This window comes from Flagellimonas algarum (genome assembly GCF_040513375.1).
Taxonomy (GTDB): Bacteria; Bacteroidota; Bacteroidia; order Flavobacteriales; family Flavobacteriaceae; genus Flagellimonas_B; species Flagellimonas_B algarum.
On the sequence record NZ_JBEVTG010000002.1, the window covers coordinates 92,285 to 110,891 of the forward strand.

The 18,607-nt window shown below is 47.9% G+C and carries 14 protein-coding genes; 9 read left to right on the forward strand and 5 right to left on the reverse strand.

Annotation, left to right across the window (positions count from 1 at the left end):
* The first annotated feature begins 24 nt into the window (after positions 1 to 24).
* The 4 genes from ABV409_RS07575 to ABV409_RS07590 all read left to right on the forward strand — a co-directional run bounded on the left by ABV409_RS07575 (position 25) and on the right by ABV409_RS07590 (position 7,400).
* Positions 25 to 1,794 (forward strand): DUF2135 domain-containing protein, encoded by a 1,770-nt coding sequence (locus tag ABV409_RS07575; protein WP_353876974.1) that lies wholly within the window; start codon positions 25 to 27, stop codon positions 1,792 to 1,794.
* Entirely contained in the window at positions 1,775 to 2,944 is a 1,170-nt protein-coding gene (locus ABV409_RS07580; RefSeq protein WP_353876975.1) for a carboxypeptidase-like regulatory domain-containing protein, read from the forward strand. Before ABV409_RS07575 ends, ABV409_RS07580 begins: the two co-directional genes overlap by 20 nt.
* A gap of 16 nt (positions 2,945 to 2,960) precedes the next feature.
* Entirely contained in the window at positions 2,961 to 5,189 is a 2,229-nt protein-coding gene (locus ABV409_RS07585; protein ID WP_353876976.1) for a DUF2135 domain-containing protein, read from the forward strand.
* Between the two features lie 66 nt (positions 5,190 to 5,255).
* Positions 5,256 to 7,400 carry a TonB-dependent receptor plug domain-containing protein gene (locus tag ABV409_RS07590; RefSeq protein WP_353876977.1) on the forward strand — a complete coding sequence of 715 codons (2,145 nt, stop codon included), beginning with the start codon at positions 5,256 to 5,258 and terminating at the stop codon, positions 7,398 to 7,400.
* Here ABV409_RS07590 and ABV409_RS07595 read toward each other — a convergent pair.
* Positions 7,397 to 9,025, reverse strand: a complete 1,629-nt coding sequence (locus ABV409_RS07595) for an acyl-CoA carboxylase subunit beta (protein WP_353876978.1) — start codon at positions 9,023 to 9,025, stop codon at positions 7,397 to 7,399. The genes ABV409_RS07590 and ABV409_RS07595 overlap by 4 nt on opposite strands.
* A gap of 104 nt (positions 9,026 to 9,129) precedes the next feature.
* On the opposite strand from ABV409_RS07595, the gene ABV409_RS07600 reads away from it, so the two are divergent.
* Complete coding sequence (locus ABV409_RS07600) at positions 9,130 to 9,312, forward strand: CAL67264 family membrane protein (RefSeq protein ID WP_353876979.1); 183 nt, start codon at positions 9,130 to 9,132, stop codon at positions 9,310 to 9,312.
* Between the two features lie 73 nt (positions 9,313 to 9,385).
* Positions 9,386 to 11,077 carry an energy-dependent translational throttle protein EttA gene (ettA, locus tag ABV409_RS07605; RefSeq protein WP_353876980.1) on the forward strand — a complete coding sequence of 564 codons (1,692 nt, stop codon included), beginning with the start codon at positions 9,386 to 9,388 and terminating at the stop codon, positions 11,075 to 11,077.
* 5 nt (positions 11,078 to 11,082) lie between these two features.
* Here the strand turns inward: ettA and ABV409_RS07610 are convergent, their stop codons facing one another.
* On the reverse strand, positions 11,083 to 11,844 hold the full coding sequence (locus ABV409_RS07610; RefSeq protein ID WP_353876981.1) for an MBL fold metallo-hydrolase: 762 nt from the start codon (positions 11,842 to 11,844) through the stop codon (positions 11,083 to 11,085).
* 151 nt (positions 11,845 to 11,995) lie between these two features.
* On the opposite strand from ABV409_RS07610, the gene ABV409_RS07615 reads away from it, so the two are divergent.
* The gene (locus tag ABV409_RS07615; RefSeq protein WP_353876982.1) at positions 11,996 to 12,883 is read left to right on the forward strand and encodes a hypothetical protein; all 888 of its coding nucleotides are present in this window, start codon (positions 11,996 to 11,998) and stop codon (positions 12,881 to 12,883) included.
* Positions 12,884 to 12,970: 87 nt separating this feature from the next.
* Here ABV409_RS07615 and fumC read toward each other — a convergent pair whose 3' ends face one another.
* The gene (fumC, locus tag ABV409_RS07620; protein ID WP_353876983.1) at positions 12,971 to 14,368 is read right to left on the reverse strand and encodes a class II fumarate hydratase; all 1,398 of its coding nucleotides are present in this window, start codon (positions 14,366 to 14,368) and stop codon (positions 12,971 to 12,973) included.
* A 125-nt stretch (positions 14,369 to 14,493) separates the two neighbouring features.
* On the opposite strand from fumC, the gene ABV409_RS07625 reads away from it, so the two are divergent.
* Both ABV409_RS07625 and ABV409_RS07630 read left to right on the forward strand, forming a co-directional pair.
* Positions 14,494 to 15,393 carry a DUF2167 domain-containing protein gene (locus tag ABV409_RS07625; RefSeq protein ID WP_353876984.1) on the forward strand — a complete coding sequence of 300 codons (900 nt, stop codon included), beginning with the start codon at positions 14,494 to 14,496 and terminating at the stop codon, positions 15,391 to 15,393.
* Positions 15,394 to 15,452: 59 nt separating this feature from the next.
* Complete coding sequence (locus ABV409_RS07630; protein WP_353876985.1) at positions 15,453 to 15,626, forward strand: hypothetical protein; 174 nt, start codon at positions 15,453 to 15,455, stop codon at positions 15,624 to 15,626.
* Between the two features lie 29 nt (positions 15,627 to 15,655).
* Here the strand turns inward: ABV409_RS07630 and ABV409_RS07635 are convergent, their stop codons facing one another.
* Complete coding sequence (locus ABV409_RS07635; RefSeq protein ID WP_353876986.1) at positions 15,656 to 18,085, reverse strand: TonB-dependent receptor; 2,430 nt, start codon at positions 18,083 to 18,085, stop codon at positions 15,656 to 15,658.
* Position 18,086: 1 nt separating this feature from the next.
* Positions 18,087 to 18,548 (reverse strand): hypothetical protein, encoded by a 462-nt coding sequence (locus ABV409_RS07640; RefSeq protein WP_353876987.1) that lies wholly within the window; start codon positions 18,546 to 18,548, stop codon positions 18,087 to 18,089.
* Between the last annotated feature and the right edge of the window lie 59 nt (positions 18,549 to 18,607).

Genomic DNA, 18,607 nt, shown 5'->3' on the forward strand with positions numbered 1-18,607 from the left:
AAGCTAAAAATTTGAACTATGAAAATGAAAATGACAATCGTGCTCGCACTGGCCATGATGACCGGGCTGGCACAAGAACGTAAGGTGAAGGGAAAGGTCAGTGATGGCAAGTCCCCGATGGAAAATGTGAACGTCCAAGTCTTGGACAAAGGCGAGGCTACGGCAACGGGAGCTGACGGCAGCTATGAAATCGCCGTAGCGACCGGAGACCGCTTACAGTACTCCTACACCGGAATGAAGACCATAACGATCCGTGTTGAAGATGTAACCCGGATATTGAACCCGATCATGATTCCGGATATTGAAGAATTGGATGAAGTCGTGGTCGAAGGAAGCAAACGACGCTCCCAAAAAGATTTGCAAGAAGATTATGTGATCAACAACAATATCATCAAAACCGCTTGGGGGTATTTGGATGCACATAGGGCAGCCGGAAATGTACGCATGCTCGATGAAAGTCAGATAAACACGGTAAACCTTGGGATTTTGGAGTTGATACAGAATAGGTTTCCCGGGGTGCGTGTCGTAGGTGCTACCACAGGTCTTCGGCCAACATCGACACCAGGTCAATTTGGAATTCAGTCGCCAGGAGCCGTGTTCATTCGTGGTGCGGGGTCGATAAGCAATCGTGCCGCAGCCATTTTCGATGTAGACGGACAGATTTTCACTGACGTACCCACTTGGATCGACTTGGCCAATATCCAACGCATCGCGATCTTGAACAACTTCGCCACGACCACGAGTTATGGAAGCATAGGGGCCGGTGGTGTGATCGTCATCAATACCAAAACCGGTAATCCACGAAGTGGGGAGATCGTCGACAGTGCCCGATTGCGGAACAATTATGAAAATGGCAAGGTGCTGACCAAATCGGAAATTGCCGAAAACAGGCCCACTTACATGAAGGAGTTGGAAGCCAGTGCTTCCTTTGCCGAAGCCCGCCAGGTCTTTGATCGCTTTGATGCGATGTATCAAGGGAGCCCGTATTTCTATTTGGATGCGTACACTTATTTTACCGAAAAGTGGAACGAACGGGATTTCGCCGACCAAATCGTCGCGGACAATTTCGGTCAGTTCGAAAACAATGCCGTTTTACTAAAGGCATTGGCCTATACCTATCAGCAGCAGAACCGTTTTGAGAAAGCCAACGAGACGTTCAAGGAGGTATTTATCCTGCGTCCGAATTATGCCCAGAGCTATATGGATATGGCCAATAGTTACAGGGAGTTGAATACCCCTAAACAAGCAGCGGCCTTATACACCCGCTATGAGTATCTTTTGCAAGAAGGCTTTATGGAAGTCGATACGGCAGGTTTCGGCCCCATAATGGACCGGGAATTCAACAACTTGCTGGCCATCGATCGCAATGCCGTGGTCGACGGGCGCAAAGCGAAGAAATTATTCGTTGCCGACGAAAGCTTTAAAGGAACCCGTTTGGTATTTGAATGGAATGATGGGGAAGCCGAGTTCGATCTGCAATTCGTCAATCCTGAAAACCAATATTACAAATGGAAACACTCCTTGGCCGAAAATGCCGATGAAATCGAGCGCGAAAAGGACTTTGGTTATAACGTTAAGGAATACCTTATCGACGATTCGTTACCTGGCACCTGGTCGGTCAACGTGAATTACTTGGGTAACAAAAGCTTGACCCCGACTTATCTCAAAGCTTCCGTATATTACAATTACGGTAGTCGGTCCCAGCGCAAGGAGACCAAGGTCTTCAAGTTAAGCCTAAAGGATGTCAATCAAGAATTGTTCAAACTACAGGTGAGTGGATTGGCCACTGAATAACATACCACAAAAAGGCCGTTTTGTAGTAACGGCCTTTTTTCTTTTCTTCGGTGTTCTTGCTTCGGCCCAACAAGATCATAAAGGGCGGGTTATCGATGGGAAGACCGGAGTCCCCATTCCTTATGTGAATATCGGTATCCAAGAACGTAATGTCGGTACGGTGAGCAATGAAGAAGGCATCTTCCACTTGGTCCTGACCCAATTCGAGCCACGACCTGACGAACTGATTTTATTTTCAGCTCTTGGGTATGAATCCCTCGAAATTGCGATAAAGGATTTTCCTATGGTTTTCAACGCCTATCCCGATTTCAAAATGAGGCCCTCCCCATTGGCACTGAATGAAGTGGTGGTCAGTAATCGTGAAGGGCGTTTCATTCCCGATAATATCGGGTACCGAAATTACGGGGAACAGGATTTCGGGTACTGGAAGGATAACATCGCTTTAGGGGGTGAACTCGCGACCCGCATTTTTGCTAAAACCGGTTTGCGCCGTCTAGAACGCCTCCAGTTCGAGGTTTTTCATAATCCATCCGACAGTTTACTACTCCGTGTGAATATTTATGACGATGACGGTAGCCTTGGCCGACCAAACACCAATCTGAATACCTCGAAGAAGAACATATTGGTTACCGTTAAAAAGGACGACCATATCAAGTGGGTCGATTTACAGCCCTATGACATCTATGTGAAAGACGATTTCATGGTCTCATTGGAGTTGTTGCAGGTTTACGGCAATGAAGAATTAGGCTTGCTCTTGGCCGCGGCAAGTAGCCGTTACGGATCCTATCGAAAATACGCTAGCCAAGCAAAATGGAAGCGGATCAATGATCGGAACATGGCCTATTATTTAGAGACTTCCCTGATGGTCCCTGATAAAGTTGCCGACCGCTATGAACGGCGCACCGCCAAGAAAAAGAAAAAAGCACGCACGCTATCCGGTTTCACCATCGAAAGGGGACGCATGTTATCGAACGTCCAAGTACTGAACCAACGCACTAAGGATCAGGTCATGACCGACGAAAAAGGCCGCTATACCATAGAAGTTCGAAAAAACGATCTCTTGCTTTTCTCCAAGGAAGGGTATAAGACGCTTCAGCTCCAAGTGGCCGATAAATTGACGGCCAACATCATTATGAAAGCGCGGAAATAATCCGTAACTTCTGTTCATGAGCCTTGTAAGAAAGACCAACCTACTTATCGTATTGTTGCTTGTGCCCGTACTGGGTATGTCACAGCAGCAAGAGGCCCTAACCGTTTTTTGGGATTGTTCATTTTCACACGCCAAAACCGATACTACCGTTGAAACGCGATTTTTGGATAGTTTGATCCAGGCAGACCGCATTGAAAAAGTACGATGGGTGTCCTTTGCGGACAGCTACGAAATCACGGATTTGGACGGCCCAGACTTGGGGAGGTCCTTGAAGGACGCCATTGAAAATGCGGTGTATGACGGAAGTACCGATTTCGACAATTTAGATCATGTAGCGCGAATCGGGCGGGTAGTGGGAATTACGGATGGAAATATCGTGGTCCCCAATGATTTCCTCTCGCTCGACAAGGGAGATTTGCTCTTGGTCAATTCAAATACAGCCGATACCAAGACCTTACAACTATGGGCCTTTTTGAACCGGGTCGACCTTATCGACCTCAATCCGGATAGCCGATTGAAAATTGCCCCAAAAAAAGGGATCAAAGGAGCGGTATTCATGGATGGAAAGCCCCTGGCACAGGTTTTGGTCGAGGGCGCCCCAGGCAGTGAACCTGTTATTACGGATGCTTCCGGACGATTTGAATATGGCGGACGGGTAGGGGACACGCTACGTATTTCCTTGAACGGGGAACGCGAAATGACCCAGGTCATTACATCCCGCGAAAGCGATGTCACCTTTTTTTTAGATTCACAAACCGTTGCCCTTGATGAAGTCGTGGTCAAAGACCGTTACCTGTCCAAAACCGCCAAGGTCAGAACCGCCTATGGCCTCCAAAATGAAAACGCTGTTGGCTATTCGGTGGGTACGGTGGCCGATAGTGATATCAATGATTCCGAAGCGAAATTACACGAAGCGCTAGACGGTAAGGTCTCGGGCATGCAAATAACCAAAGCATCCGGTTGGGATAATCGAAGTACGCTGGGCCGCACTTTGATTAGGGGAACGAATTCCATCAATATGAACAATTATGCCCTGATCGTCATTGATGGGATTCCTGTGGAGTCAACGGATAAATTCGGGGCGTTCGGTGCCAACGCCACCTTGACTGCAGTGAACAATGCAAGTCCAAGTGCACAGGGGCAACGGGAGGCACTTTTCGATTATGTAAATCCCGACAATATTGCGGAAGTAACTGTCTTGAAAGGTCTGGCGGCTACCAATCGTTTTGGTACCTTGGGGGCCAACGGCGTCATCATGATCACGACCAAGACTTCCTTGGGTGGGGATGCTTCGGGCAAACCGATCGATCGCGCCCGTCTGACCGACAACATCTTCGAAGGCAAATTGGTCTCGAAGAAGGGTCAGTTGAACACCAAATACCTCAAGGCCCTGAAAAAGGCCAAGAGCGTCAAGGAGGCGTATCAATTGTATTTGGAACAACGCGGAGCGTATAAGGAGCAATTCCACTATTATATCGATGTGGCCGATTACTTCCGAACGGCCAATACCCGTTTGGCCGATAAAGTCCTTTCGAACATCATCGAACTGGACCTTGGTTATGACGCGCTACGGGCCCTCTATTTGAATTACGTGCATTTGGGCGCAAATCAGAAAGCCTTGTTGACCGCGCGGTTGCTGACCGAGGGCCATCCGAAGAAGATCCAGGCGCACTTCGATTTGGCCATGGCGCACAAAAAGGCGGGCAACTACCAACAGGCCCTTCAACTGCTCAACGGTATGGTGACCGGCACCTTGGACCCGGGTACCGATTTCAGTCCGCTGCATAAGGTCGCAGCCACCGAACTACGCAATTTGGTCAACCAAAAGAAAGGACAGCTCGATTTGGACCAGGTCGATGCCGCGTATCGCAACAACCTGACCTACAATGCCCGATTGGTCATCGATTGGCAAGGGGCTTCCGATGCCTTCGTATTGAAGTTCGTGAACCCCCAAAACCGTTTTTTCGATTGGGAGCATTCGGCCTTGACCGACAAACAGGCCATCGTCAATGAACGCCGGCATGGGTATTCGGTCGAACAATTCGAGATCGTGGGCGACATGGCCGTGGGCCAATGGCAGGTGTACGTGACCAATTTGAACACTTCAAAAGAAACCCCGAATTGGGTCAAGTGTACGGTACAGTACAACTACGGAAAACCGAACCAACGTTCGGAAGAGCATCTGGTACGCTTGGACAAGGACAGCGACAAAGAACAGCTGTTCTTCACTTTTACGGCCAACTAGATACAAACGGGTACAAAAGGACTAATGCGGAAGCCAAGCAATGAATCAAATGGCTATTTTCAAACTATGATAACACGACCCTCCAATTCCGTTTTGAGCATCTTTCTATTTTTTCTCTGCATCATGGTCGGTGCCCAAGAAAAGGTTATGACCGTTTTTTGGGATAATTCCCTTTCACATTGGAAATCGGATATCAAAAAAGAAGTTGCTTTTCTCGACAGTATTTTGGCTCAAGACCAGATACAAAGCGTTCGACTGTTTCTTTTTTCGGACACTTGGGAGGTTGCCGATTACCAGGTTGCAGGGAATAGACAAGAGTTCCATGCGGCCTTGGAAGGGATTGTCTATGATGGAAGCACCGATTTTGCCAACCTGAACGGAATTGAACGCGCAGGTCGCGCCATTGTGTTCACGGACGGGAGAAAGATCGATTCCAATGATTTCCTATCCTTGGACCCTGGCGACATGCTCGTGGTCAATACAAAAGATGCCGACCGAAAGACCTTGAACTTATGGGCCTTGTTGAACCGAATCGACCTGGTAGATCTTGATCCCAAAGCCAAAGATAAGACGCGTGATGCACAAGGAATTTTTGGTGTTGTGTATTTGGATGGTAAGCCTCTGGAAAATATCAGGGTATTGGGTGCTGATGGTTCTGAACCCGTAGTCACAGACGAGAACGGACGGTTTGAGTATTTTGGAAAGATAGGGGATTCATTACGCGTGGCCATCAATCAACAAGAAGAAGTCATTCGTACGATTAAGACGAGAGACGACGAAATCCAATTCTTTTTGGATTCCCAAACGGTAGCGCTGGATGAAGTCGTGGTCAAAGATCGATTTTTGGAACGCCCCGAAAAAATCCGTACAGGGTATGGGTTGGAAAACAAGAATGCCGTAGGCTATGTGGTCAGTACCGTTGCTGATGAGGATATCGATGACAACGAAGCCAAGGCTAGCGAAGCGCTCTATGGGAAGGTGCCTGGAATCACGATTACCAAACCCGGAGAGGATAACAAGAGTACCTTGAACAACGTCGTCGTCAGAGGTATAAATTCGCTGGAACAGGTGCAATTCGCAATGATCGTTGTCGATGGAGTTCCACTTTCAAATAATGGTAATGTTGATTTTATCAACACGGCCAATATTGCGGAAGTAACGGTCTTGAAAGGCCTTGCAGCTACTAACCGATATGGCACCCAAGGGGTCAATGGGGTGATCTTGATCACGACCAAGACTTCCTTAGGTGGGGATGCTTCGGGCAAACCGATCGATCGCGCGCGTCTGACCGACAACATCTTCGAAGGCAAGTTGGTCTCGAAGAAGGGACAGTTGAACACCAAATACCTCAAGGCCCTGAAAAAGGCCAAGAGCGTCAAGGAGGCGTATCAATTGTATTTGGAACAACGCGGAGCGTATAAGGAGCAATTCCACTATTATATCGATGTGGCCGATTATTTCCGAACGGCCAATACCCGTTTGGCCGATAAGGTACTTTCGAACATCATCGAACTGGACCTGGGTTATGACGCGCTGCGTGCCCTCTATTTGAATTACGTGCATTTGGGCGCAAATCAGAAAGCCTTGTTGACCGCGCGGTTGCTGACCGAAGGTCATCCGAAGAAGATCCAGGCGCACTTCGATTTGGCCATGACGCACAAAAAGGCGGGCAACTACCAACAGGCCCTTCAATTGCTCAACGGTATGGTGACCGGCACCTTGGATCCGGGTACCGATTTCAGTCCGCTGCATAAGGTCGCGGCCACCGAACTACGCAATTTGGTCAACCAAAAGAAAGGACAGCTCGATTTGGACCAGGTCGATGCCGCGTATCGCAACAACCTGACCTACAATGCCCGGTTGGTCATCGATTGGCAAGGGGCTTCCGACGCCTTCGTATTGAAGTTCGTGAACCCCCAAAACCGTTTTTTCGATTGGGAGCATTCGGCCTTGGCCGACAAACAGGCCATCGTCAATGAACGCCGGCATGGATATTCGGTCGAACAATTCGAGATCGTGGGAGACATGGCCGTGGGCCAATGGCAGGTGTACGTGACCAACCTGAACACGGCACAAGAAACCCCGAATTGGGTCAAGTGTACGGTACATTACAACTACGGAAAACCGAACCAACGTTCGGAAGAGCATCTGGTACGCTTGGACAAGGACAGCGACAAAGAACAGCTGTTCTTCACCTTTACGGCCAACTAAACTTGTAAGACCCCAAGGTTGAATGGCTTGGTTATAGGAGCATGATCCGCCGCTTCGATTCCGGCGGAAATCCATTTCCTGGTCGCTAAGGGATCGATGATGGCATCGGTCCAAAGGCGTGCTGCGGCATAGTACGGGCTGATTTGTTGATCGTACCGTGCCTTAATGGTATCGAATAAGTCCTTTTCTTTTTTAGCATCAAAGGTTTCCCCTTTCTTTTCCAAGGCCGCCTTTTCGATCTGTAACAATACCTTGGCCGCGGAGTTTCCGCTCATAACGGCCAATTCGGCACTAGGCCAGGCCACGATTAGCCTGGGGTCATAGGCCTTGCCGCACATGGCATAGTTACCTGCTCCATAACTATTACCGACCACCACGGTAAACTTAGGTACTACGGAATTACTGACCGCGTTCACCATTTTCGCACCGTCTTTGATGATGCCCCCATGTTCACTCTTACTACCCACCATAAAGCCGGTAACGTCTTGTAAAAAGACCAATGGGATTTTCTTTTGGTTGCAATTGGCGATAAAGCGGGTAGCCTTGTCGGCCGAATCCGAATAGATCACCCCACCGAATTGCATCTCACCTTTACCGCTTTTGACCACTTTACGCTGGTTCGCCACAATACCTACGGCCCAACCATCGATTCGGGCATAGCCGGTCAATAGCGTCTTCCCGTATCCTTCTTTGTATTGTTCAAAATCGGAATCATCGACCAGGCGTTTGATGATTTCCAACATATCGTATTGATCGGATCGCGAGCGGGGCAGGATTCCGAAGATATCCTCTGGGTTCTCTTTTGGGGCTTTGGCCTTAACGCGATTGTACCCCGCCGATTCGGCATTGCCGATTTTGGATATCAACCCTTTGATGGTATCCAAGGCGGCTTTGTCGTCTTTGGCTTTGTAATCGGTTACCCCACTGATTTCGCAATGGGTCGTCGCCCCACCCAAGGTTTCGTTATCGATACTTTCACCGATAGCCGCCTTGACAAGGTAACTTCCTGCCAAGAAAATACTGCCCGTCTTATCAACGATCAGGGCTTCATCGCTCATTATGGGCAAATAAGCCCCACCGGCCACACAACTTCCCATTACGGCAGCGATCTGCGTAATCCCTGAGCTGCTCATGATGGCATTGTTCCTGAAAATACGCCCGAAGTGTTCTTTATCTGGAAAAATCTCATCTTGCATCGGCAGGTATACCCCGGCACTGTCGACCAAATAGATAATGGGCAAACGGTTCTCTATGGCCAATTCCTGGGCCCTAAGGTTCTTTTTTCCGGTAATCGGAAACCAGGCACCGGCTTTAACGGTGGCATCGTTGGCCACCACAATGCATTGCCTGCCGTGTACGTGGCCGATTTTGACCACCACCCCGGCCGAAGGACAACCCCCGTGTTCTTCATACATGCCCTCCCCGGCGAAACCACCGATTTCAATGCTTTGATCATCATCATCGAGCAAATAAGCGATACGCTCACGAGCGGTCAACTTTCCTTTGGCATGGTGCTTTTCAATTCGACCTTTACCGCCGCCCAATTTGACTTTGGCAAAGCGATTCCGCAGTTCGGAGAGCTGCAGTTTGTTATGGTCCTCGTTTTTATTGAAATTGATATCCATGTTTCCTATATTTCCGGTCCAGCTAAGATACTACGACAAATATGAATGCCGAGGTTAAGGTTGGGGCATTTTTTACGATATTTGATTTTCACTTATAGGAACTTATGGGAATGAACAAGAACACAGTGTTGACCTATGCTACGATAATAATGATCGTGGTGGGATTGGGAATGATCGCCTTAGGGGCGTTCAAATATGATGAAGTCGCAGGTTACGGTTTCGGTGCGGTCGGTGTCGGCTTCTTTGCCATAGCCTGGGTGTTCAATGCCCTTAAAGGAAGGGTATGATCGGTTTGCACTTTTAGCGGGAGGGACCTTCGAAAATTCAATATTTAAATAACACTACCAAGAACATACACCTATGTCAGACGATAAAAAGGTCATTTTTTCAATGACCGGCGTGACCAAAACCTTCAAGACGGCCAATACCCCCGTTTTGAAGAACATTTACCTCAGTTTTTTCTACGGCGCCAAAATCGGCATTTTGGGATTGAACGGATCGGGAAAGTCGACCCTGTTGAAGATCATAGCCGGAGTCGATAAGAACTATCAGGGCGATGTCGTCTTTTCACCCGGATATACCGTGGGATACTTAGAACAGGAACCCCAACTGGATGAATCGAAGACCGTATTGGAAGTGGTCAAAGAAGGGGTGGCCGAAACGGTCGCCATCTTGGATGAATACAACAAGATCAATGACATGTTCGGGCTACCCGAGGTCTATGAGGATGCCGATAAAATGCAAAAGTTGATGGACAAGCAAGCAGCTTTGCAAGACCAAATCGACGCCAGCAATGCTTGGGAGTTGGATACCAAGTTGGAAATCGCCATGGATGCTTTACGAACCCCGGAAGGTAGCCAACCCATATCAGTATTATCAGGAGGGGAACGCCGACGCGTCGCCCTTTGCAGGTTATTGCTCAAAGAACCGGATGTCTTACTATTGGATGAGCCGACCAACCATTTGGATGCCGAATCGGTACATTGGTTGGAACATCATTTGGCCCAATACAAAGGCACCGTCATCGCCGTAACGCACGACCGGTATTTCTTGGATAATGTCGCAGGATGGATCTTGGAACTTGACCGTGGTGAGGGAATTCCATGGAAGGGTAACTACTCTGGATGGCTAGACCAAAAAGCAAAACGCTTGGCCCAAGAAAGCAAGCAGGCTTCCAAACGCCAAAAGACCTTGGAACGCGAGTTGGAATGGGTACGTCAAGGGGCCAAAGGCCGACAGGCAAAACAAAAGGCCCGTTTGAAGAATTACGATAAGTTGGCCAATCAAGATCAAAAACAACTCGAGGAGAAACTTGAAATCTATATCCCCAATGGACCTAGATTGGGGACCAACGTCATTGAGGCCAGTGGGGTTAGCAAGGCGTTTGGGGATAAATTGCTTTATGAAGACCTGAACTTCAAGTTGCCACAAGCAGGTATTGTTGGGATAATCGGTCCGAACGGGGCTGGAAAAACGACCATATTCAGAATGGTCATGGGCGAGGAAAGCCCCGATAAAGGATCCTTTGCCGTTGGCGATACCGCTAAATTGGCCTATGTCGACCAAAGCCATTCCAATATCGACCCTGAGAAGACGATTTGGGAGAATTTCAGTGACGGCCAAGAACTGGTCATGATGGGTGGCAAACAAGTGAATTCCAGGGCCTATCTGAGCCGCTTCAATTTTTCTGGGAGCGAACAGAACAAAAAAGTCAATATGTTATCAGGTGGCGAGCGGAACCGTTTGCACCTGGCCATGACCTTAAAGGAAGAAGGCAATGTATTGCTGCTTGATGAACCTACCAATGATTTGGATGTCAATACCCTCCGGGCACTCGAAGAAGGTCTGGAAAATTTCGCGGGCTGTGCCGTGATCATATCCCACGACCGCTGGTTCTTGGATCGGATCTGCACCCATATTTTAGCCTTCGAAGGGGATTCGCAAGTTTATTTTTTCGAGGGATCATTCTCCGATTACGAAGAAAATAAGAAGAAACGTTTGGGCACCGATATCATGCCAAAGCGGATCAAGTACAAAAAGCTCATCCGATAAACGCCTCAATACCATCGAAGCAGGCTAACTTTGATTCCATCGTTTTGCGACCTCACGATTCTTTTGAAACGTTGCACGTCACTTAACCCGGCACTACCGCGGTAGTGATAGGGAATCACTTCTTTGGGCCGGAATTCCAAGACAGCATCCGCGGCGCTCGCTACGTCCATGGTATAGGGGAGGTTCATGCAGACAAAAGCCTTATCGATATCCTTCAGTGCCCGCATTTCAGGGATGTCTTCCGTATCCCCCGAAATATAGATCCGTTCATCGGCCATTTCCAATACATACCCATTACCGCGACCCTTAGGGTGAAAATCAAGTGCCGCTTCGCGAAGGTTGTACATTGGAATCGCCGTAATGGTAATCCCAAAGCGTTCTTTTTGATCGCCATTGTGTAAGACATCCAACTGGGGGTCAAATTCATTGGGCATCCCTTTGGCGGCGGCTTGGGGCAAAATGATCTTTGCCTTGGTGGTTTCGAGGGCTTTCAAAGTCCCGAGGTCGAAATGGTCGCCATGGATGTCCGTAATCAGGATCAGGTCGGCAGGCTTTTGTCCGGCAAAGGCTTCTTTTCCCCCAACGGGATCCACATAAAGTACCACCCCGTTCCATTCCAAAATAAAAGTGGCATGTTCAATCGGAGTAACGACCAAATGGTTTTGTGAGAGGTCATTTCCCTTTTCGGTGGAGGTCGAAGCTTGATTATCCCGGCAGGAAAAGGCAATGAAAACGGTCAAGCCAAGCATGCAATAGAAAAACCGCATTATTTTTTTATTTCCCTAAAGCTACGTATTTAAAGGCTTACCAAAGTTTTTTGTCGGAAAAAGAACCGACCGAAATCTAAATCGAAAACCATGACGTATATAAACCAAACACTAGAAATAATTTTTTAGAGCGATTACTAAAATCAAAATTATGACAGAGACAAAAAGTAACAACGGATTGAAAGTGATAGCGGGCCTTTTAGGGGTGATCCTTTTAGGGACCATCATCTACACCGTTAGTCTTTACCAAGACAAGAAAAAAACCACTACTGCCTTAAAGCAGGAAAAAGATTTGGTGGTTGAAGACTTGAACAGTTTGAAGTCAGAGTATGACAAAGCGATCCTTGAAAGCAATGCCACCAATGAGGAATTGGTCGCTGCAAGGGACAACATTGCAAAATATATCGACTCGGTGCAAGGTATGAAGGCCGATATCGCCTCATTATCAAGATACCGTCGCCAAGTGAGTGTCTTGAAAGCGGAACGCGAAGAGCTTTTGAAGCAGGTCGATTCCTTGACCCAATCGAATTCATTGTTGGCCATGCAACGCGACAGTACCTTTGTCGAGTTGGAAAAACAAACCGTATTCAACGATTCATTGGTCGTGCAGAACACCCAATTGGCTGATGCCGTTGAAAGAGGTTCGGCCTTGAACCTTTCGGAATTCAAGATCGATGCGGTGAAAGAACGCAATAGCGGCCGATTGGTCTCAACTTCAAGAGCGAAAGCTACCGATAAGTTCAAAGTTTGTTTTACCGTTGCCGATAACGTAATCGCCCAAGCTGGTGATCGTGAGTTCTTCATCGAAGTACTTGACCCACAAGGGAACGTTTTGGGCGAAAGCTTCAGCAAGTCGAACGAAGACGGGGCATCGATTACCTACAGCAAGGGCACTAGTTTCTACTATGAGAATAGTTCATTGGATGTCTGCGATTACATCAACAAACCGGCCAGTAATTTCCAAAAAGGGAACTACATGGTGAATGTTTATGACGACGGCTTGAAATTGTTGGGTACTTCGAAGTTCACCCTAAAGTAAGCTTCCTAAACACTACACACACTATATACACGGAAAAGGGCGGTCATTGATTTGACCGCCCTTTTTGCATTTTCGTTTCGCGAATGATTATTTCAAGCTCCCCACCATATCTTCGGGCTTTACCCAAGCATCGTACTCTTCCGCGGTGACATACCCGAGATTGATCGCTTCCTCACGCAAAGTCGTTCCATTTTGATGGGCCGTATTGGCGATTTCAGCTGCTTTGTAGTAGCCTATTTTCGTATTCAAGGCAGTAACGAGCATCAAGGAGTTGTTCAACAGCCGTTCGATGGTATCGTGATTGGGTTCGATTCCCGCAGCACAGTTCACATCGAAACTGACACAAGCATCCCCGATCAATTGGGCAGACTGCAGGATGTTGGCAGCCATCATGGGTTTAAAGACATTGAGCTCATAATGCCCTTGGGTACCACCGACGGTAACGGCGACATCGTTACCCATGACCTGGGCGCAGACCATGGTCATGGCCTCACATTGTGTCGGATTCACTTTTCCGGGCATGATCGAACTTCCGGGTTCGTTGGCAGGAATGATGATTTCCCCGATTCCTGAGCGTGGTCCGGAAGCCATCATACGAATATCGTTGGCGATTTTGTTCAAGGAAACGGCCAATTGTTTCAAAGCTCCATGGGTTTCGACGATCGCGTCATGCGCAGCAAGGGCTTCGAATTTGTTCTCGGCGGTCACAAAGGGAAGTCCACTGAATTCAGCAATATAACGCGCTACCGTCACATCATATCCTTTGGGGGTATTGAGACCGGTACCTACCGCAGTACCCCCTAAGGCCAATTCAGCCAAATGCCCCATGGTATGCTTCAACGCTTTTAGCCCGTGATCGAGCTGGGAGACATAGCCTGAAAACTCCTGCCCAAGCGTCAAAGGCGTGGCATCCATCAAATGGGTGCGTCCGATTTTGACCACTTTCGAAAAGGCTTTGGCCTTGGCGTCCAAGGTATTTCGTAACTGTTCGACACCGGGTACGGTCACATCGACGATCTTCTTGTAGGCCGCGATATGCATTCCGGTAGGGAAGGTATCGTTCGAAGATTGTGATTTGTTCACATCATCGTTGGGCTGAATGGTCTTTTCGCCTTCCCCGATGACCTTTCCGGCAATTTCATGGGCGCGGTTTGCGATGACTTCGTTGACGTTCATGTTGCTTTGGGTACCCGATCCGGTCTGCCAAATCACCAATGGAAATTGATCGTCGTGCTTGCCGGCAAGGATTTCGTCACAAACGGATGCGATCAGGTCCCGTTTTTCAACCGCTAAGACCCCGAGTTCGTGGTTGGTATATGCAGCCGCTTTTTTTAGATAAGCAAAGCCCTTGACCACCTCAAGGGGCATAGATCCGGCTGGTCCTATTTTGAAGTTATTCCTAGAGCGTTCGGTCTGGGCGCCCCAGTATTTGTCAGCGGGGACTTTCACCTCGCCCATAGTGTCTTTTTCGATACGATACGTCATAGTTGCAAATAATATGGAACAAAGATAGCCAGTTCTTTTTCTTCCCATGAAAAAGGCGCCACTTCCCCCAATATTTTTCTTAAAGGAACGTTAAGTCCCATGAACCAATCCCCAAATCATTACCTATGAAAAAATACCTATTGACCACGATTTGTGCCTTTGGGGCACTAGTGTTACACGGACAAGTCGATTCAACGGCGACCGAAGATTCCTTTGATGAGGAAGCTTATGCCAGGGTGCTCGACAGTATCAACGATTCTTTTACGTACCAACATGGCGAGATCAGTATCGGCGACGACCTGGCCACATTACATGTACCGGAAGGTTTCGGATTTTTGGATGCCGAGCAATCCCAACGTCTGCTTACCGACCTGTGGGGCAATCCGCCTTCAGATCCCCTGGGGATGTTGATTCCGGAAGGGACTTCATTGCTGGGAGATGATTTTACCTATGCCATTGAACTTACCTATTCCGAAGACGGCTATATCGATGATGAGGATGCAGAGGATATCGATTATGATGATTTGATGGATCAGATGAAGGAAGATGCGGTAGCCGAGAACGATCGTCGTGTCGAAATGGGGTATCCCGGAATCGAAATCGTCGGTTGGGCCGCGAAACCCTATTATGACCAAGGGGCTAAAAAACTCCATTGGGCCAAGGAAATCAAGTTCGAAGGGGAGGAAGAAAACACCTTGAATTATAACATCCGCATTTTAGGGCGCAAAGGATACTTGACCATGAACGCTATCAGTCAAATGGGACAGCTGCCCTTGGTGCAAGAGAATGTCGAGCCCATTATCGCCAGCGTGGAGTTCAACAGCGGCAACAGATATTCCGATTTCAACCCGGATCTTGATGAAGTCGCGGCTTACGGTATTGGCGGTCTCATTGCAGGAAAAGTCTTGGCCAAAGCCGGATTCTTTGCATTGTTATTGAAATTCTGGAAGTTCATCGCACTCGGGGCCGTAGGTCTGTTCGGCATGTTCCGTAGGAAACTGTTCGGGTCCAAGGAAAATTCTTAGGATCGATAACTTAGTTGCAAATTTTTCCTTGTATCTTCGCCCTGTAAATAAAAGTACCAATGGTAGAATTTGATCAGTATCTCGGATTTTTAGCGTTTTTGACCATTTTGACAATCGGTTTCTGGCTAATGATATTCTTGTTGACCTTTGTAGTACCCTATTGGTTGACCGGAAATTTACTCGAGATGTGGAAGGAAAAACGCGAGGCCAAACGCGCCAAGCGAAACGCATAAATTAAAAAGGAGCTTTTCAGCTCCTTTTTTTATGCTCCGAATTCTTCACCATCCCCATCGAAATCCTGCTGGCGTTGGCCTCTTTTCTTTTTCTGATTGAAGCGATAGGTGAACGAAAGGTTATAACTGCGAACCCGCCATTGAAACTCACTGTCGGTCTCAAAGAACGGCGTTACCGTCTCACTGACCCGCCTTCGACTATTGAACACATCGCTTACGTTAAAAGCCAATGATGCTTTCTCATTGAAAAAGTCCTTGCTGAAGGCCAGATCCATTGAAAAAATGCCTTGGTTTTTGGTCTGTGCGTTTTCAGTAGGGCCGCGATAAAACACACGGGTCTGCCAATCGATCTGTTTGGGCAAAGTGATCTTATTGTTCAAACGGATAAACCAGCTTAAGTTTTCCGCGTCGAAGTTTTGGTCATTGAAATCACCTCGTGTGATCAAATTGAAAATATTGATATTGCCATTGAGGTTCCATTTTCGCGTCGGGCGATAATTCGAGGTCACTTCGAACCCAAAGCGTTCGTTACTGGCGAGGTTTACCGGTGTACGCCGTATGATACTGACGGTTTCGCCATCGAACAAGGTCGTTTCACCTGTATCTTCGGTGATGAAGGTAATCACATCCGTGGCCCGTTGGTAATAGATGGATCCGTTCAAGGTCAATTTCTTAAAGCGCTTTAAGTATCCGAAATCCACTTGGTTTGAAAAACTGGGGGCCAGGTTCGGGTTCCCTTGAAATAGATTGGTTGGGCTTGAACGCGATGGAAACGGGTTGAGGAAAAAGGACCGGGGGCGTCGGATACGACGGTTGTAGCCGAATTGAAAACTCTCCCCTTCGCTCAATTCATAATTCAGGTTTAGGGTAGGGAAGAGGCCGTTGAAATCATTATCACTGAATTCGTTGGTCTCCAATTGCTCAACAATCTGTTTGGTGGCCTCATAACGTAGTCCAGCCAAAAAGGAAAACTTGTCGAAGGTATTGCCGTATTGGCTGTAAAACGCATTGACGCGCTGCTCGAACTCGAGTACGTTACTCGGGTCGCTAATACCCAGCTCCGTCAGCGTAGGACTGATGAAATCAACGTCATAATCCGTATTCAATTGGTTGAAGTCCCCTCGATAACCAAACTCGAATTGCCCCCCTTTACCTGATGGTACGACATAATCCAACTGAAAGAATACCCGTTCTTGGTCTTCGGCCGTGCGCACGCGTTCGCTGTCAAAGCCATTTTGTACGATGAGCGATTCTTCGACTTCATCACTGGTTTCGTATTGAAAAGCAAAAGTCAGCGTATGATCTGAATTGCCATTGAATTGGGTGTCGAAATTCAAGGCATATTGAAAAGAATCGTCATTCTCGGTTTCGGGATCGAAGCGAAATCCGGAGGTTTCCGTTCCGCCGGCGTTTCGTTGGCTGAAATTGTTCGTGGTTTCACTGGTATTGTTACGGTCCCTGATAAATATGGAATTCGTGATCGAAGTGTTCTTTCCGACATACCATTCAAGCCCGAAGTTCGCGTTCAGCCCTTTACGGACCCGTTCAAAGTCACGTTCTTCGCGAATACTGTTGGTAAACTGCCCATCGCTGTCGAAAAAATCGGTGTCGTTCAAGGAATTTCCGGGGCGCTCCCGGTAATTATACCCGGTGTTGGTGAAAAAATTCAAATCCCCGGTTCGGTAGTTGAGATTACCGTTGATCCCGGCCGACCACGGATATCCACCATTGACGGTGAGGGCGCCATTCAATCCTTGCAATTTACTACGCCGTAGAATGATATTGATAATACCCCCAGATCCTTCAGCATCATAACGGGCCGATGGTGAGGTAATGACCTCCACTTTTTCTATGGATTCAGCCGGCAATTGCCGTAAAGCATCGGTGCTGTTCAATCCAGTGATCGCCGAAGGCTTGCCATTGATCAAAATCCGGACATCATCGTTGCCACGAAGTTGCACGTTGCCTTCTACATCGACCGAAACCGACGGTACGTTATCGAGTACATCACTGACGGTACCCCCACGAACGGTAAGGTCTTTGCCTACGTTGTAAATCTTTTTATCCAGACGCAATTCGACCGTGGTCCGCTCCGCAATGACCTCGACTTCATCCAACTGGGCAACATCGATGGCGAGTGAAATTACCCCCAGATCCGTATTGGAACGTAACAGCTGATTTTCAAGGCGATAGGTCGTATAGGAAATGTATTCGATCGAAACGTGGTACCGCCCTGCGGTCGTTTCGACCTCGAAACGGCCTTGTGCATCGGTGATGCCGCCGGTGACGACTTCCGGATTGCGGACCGACTGTAGGACCAAGGTGGCATATTCAAGGGGTTGCCCTGAATCTTTGTCGATGACTGTTCCTGAAATTTTTACTTGTGGTAGGTTTTGCGGGCGTTGGGCCATAGTAAGGGAAGTGCACGCCAGCAGCAATCCCAAGAACAGTTTTTGCATATTATTCTTTGTTTTTCTTCTTTTTGCGTTTCTTTCGCTTCTTGGCCTGAAAACGGTTTTTCTGCAGATCGAGATAGGCCAGGTATTTTTCTTCCGGCAATCCGGCTTTCAATTCTTCGTTTTGTTGTTCGCTCAGTTTATCGAACTCTTCCTTCATTTTCTGGGGTTCCAGTTTTAGGATCTGCAACTCCATTCTCTTTTGTACGTATTTGACCAGTGTAGAGCGCATAACGGCCTCTTCGAAAGGATCCAGTTCTAGGTTTTCGATGATTTTAGGCATTTGCTCATCGACGAGCTGATCGGCCGTTTTGGGTTCCGGTTCTTTTGGAGGGGTCTGTACCTGGGGAACGACACTACCGCCGCGACGGTTGTTCAACTGGTTTCGGGTGCCGAATTGTGCCATCATCGGAGCCGTTACCATAAGCATGGCCACGATTGAGGTAAGTAGTGTTGATGTTTTCATTTTCGATTGGATTTCAAAAGTAGGGTAGGGTTTAGTCCTACCGGGTTAAATGTTTGTTA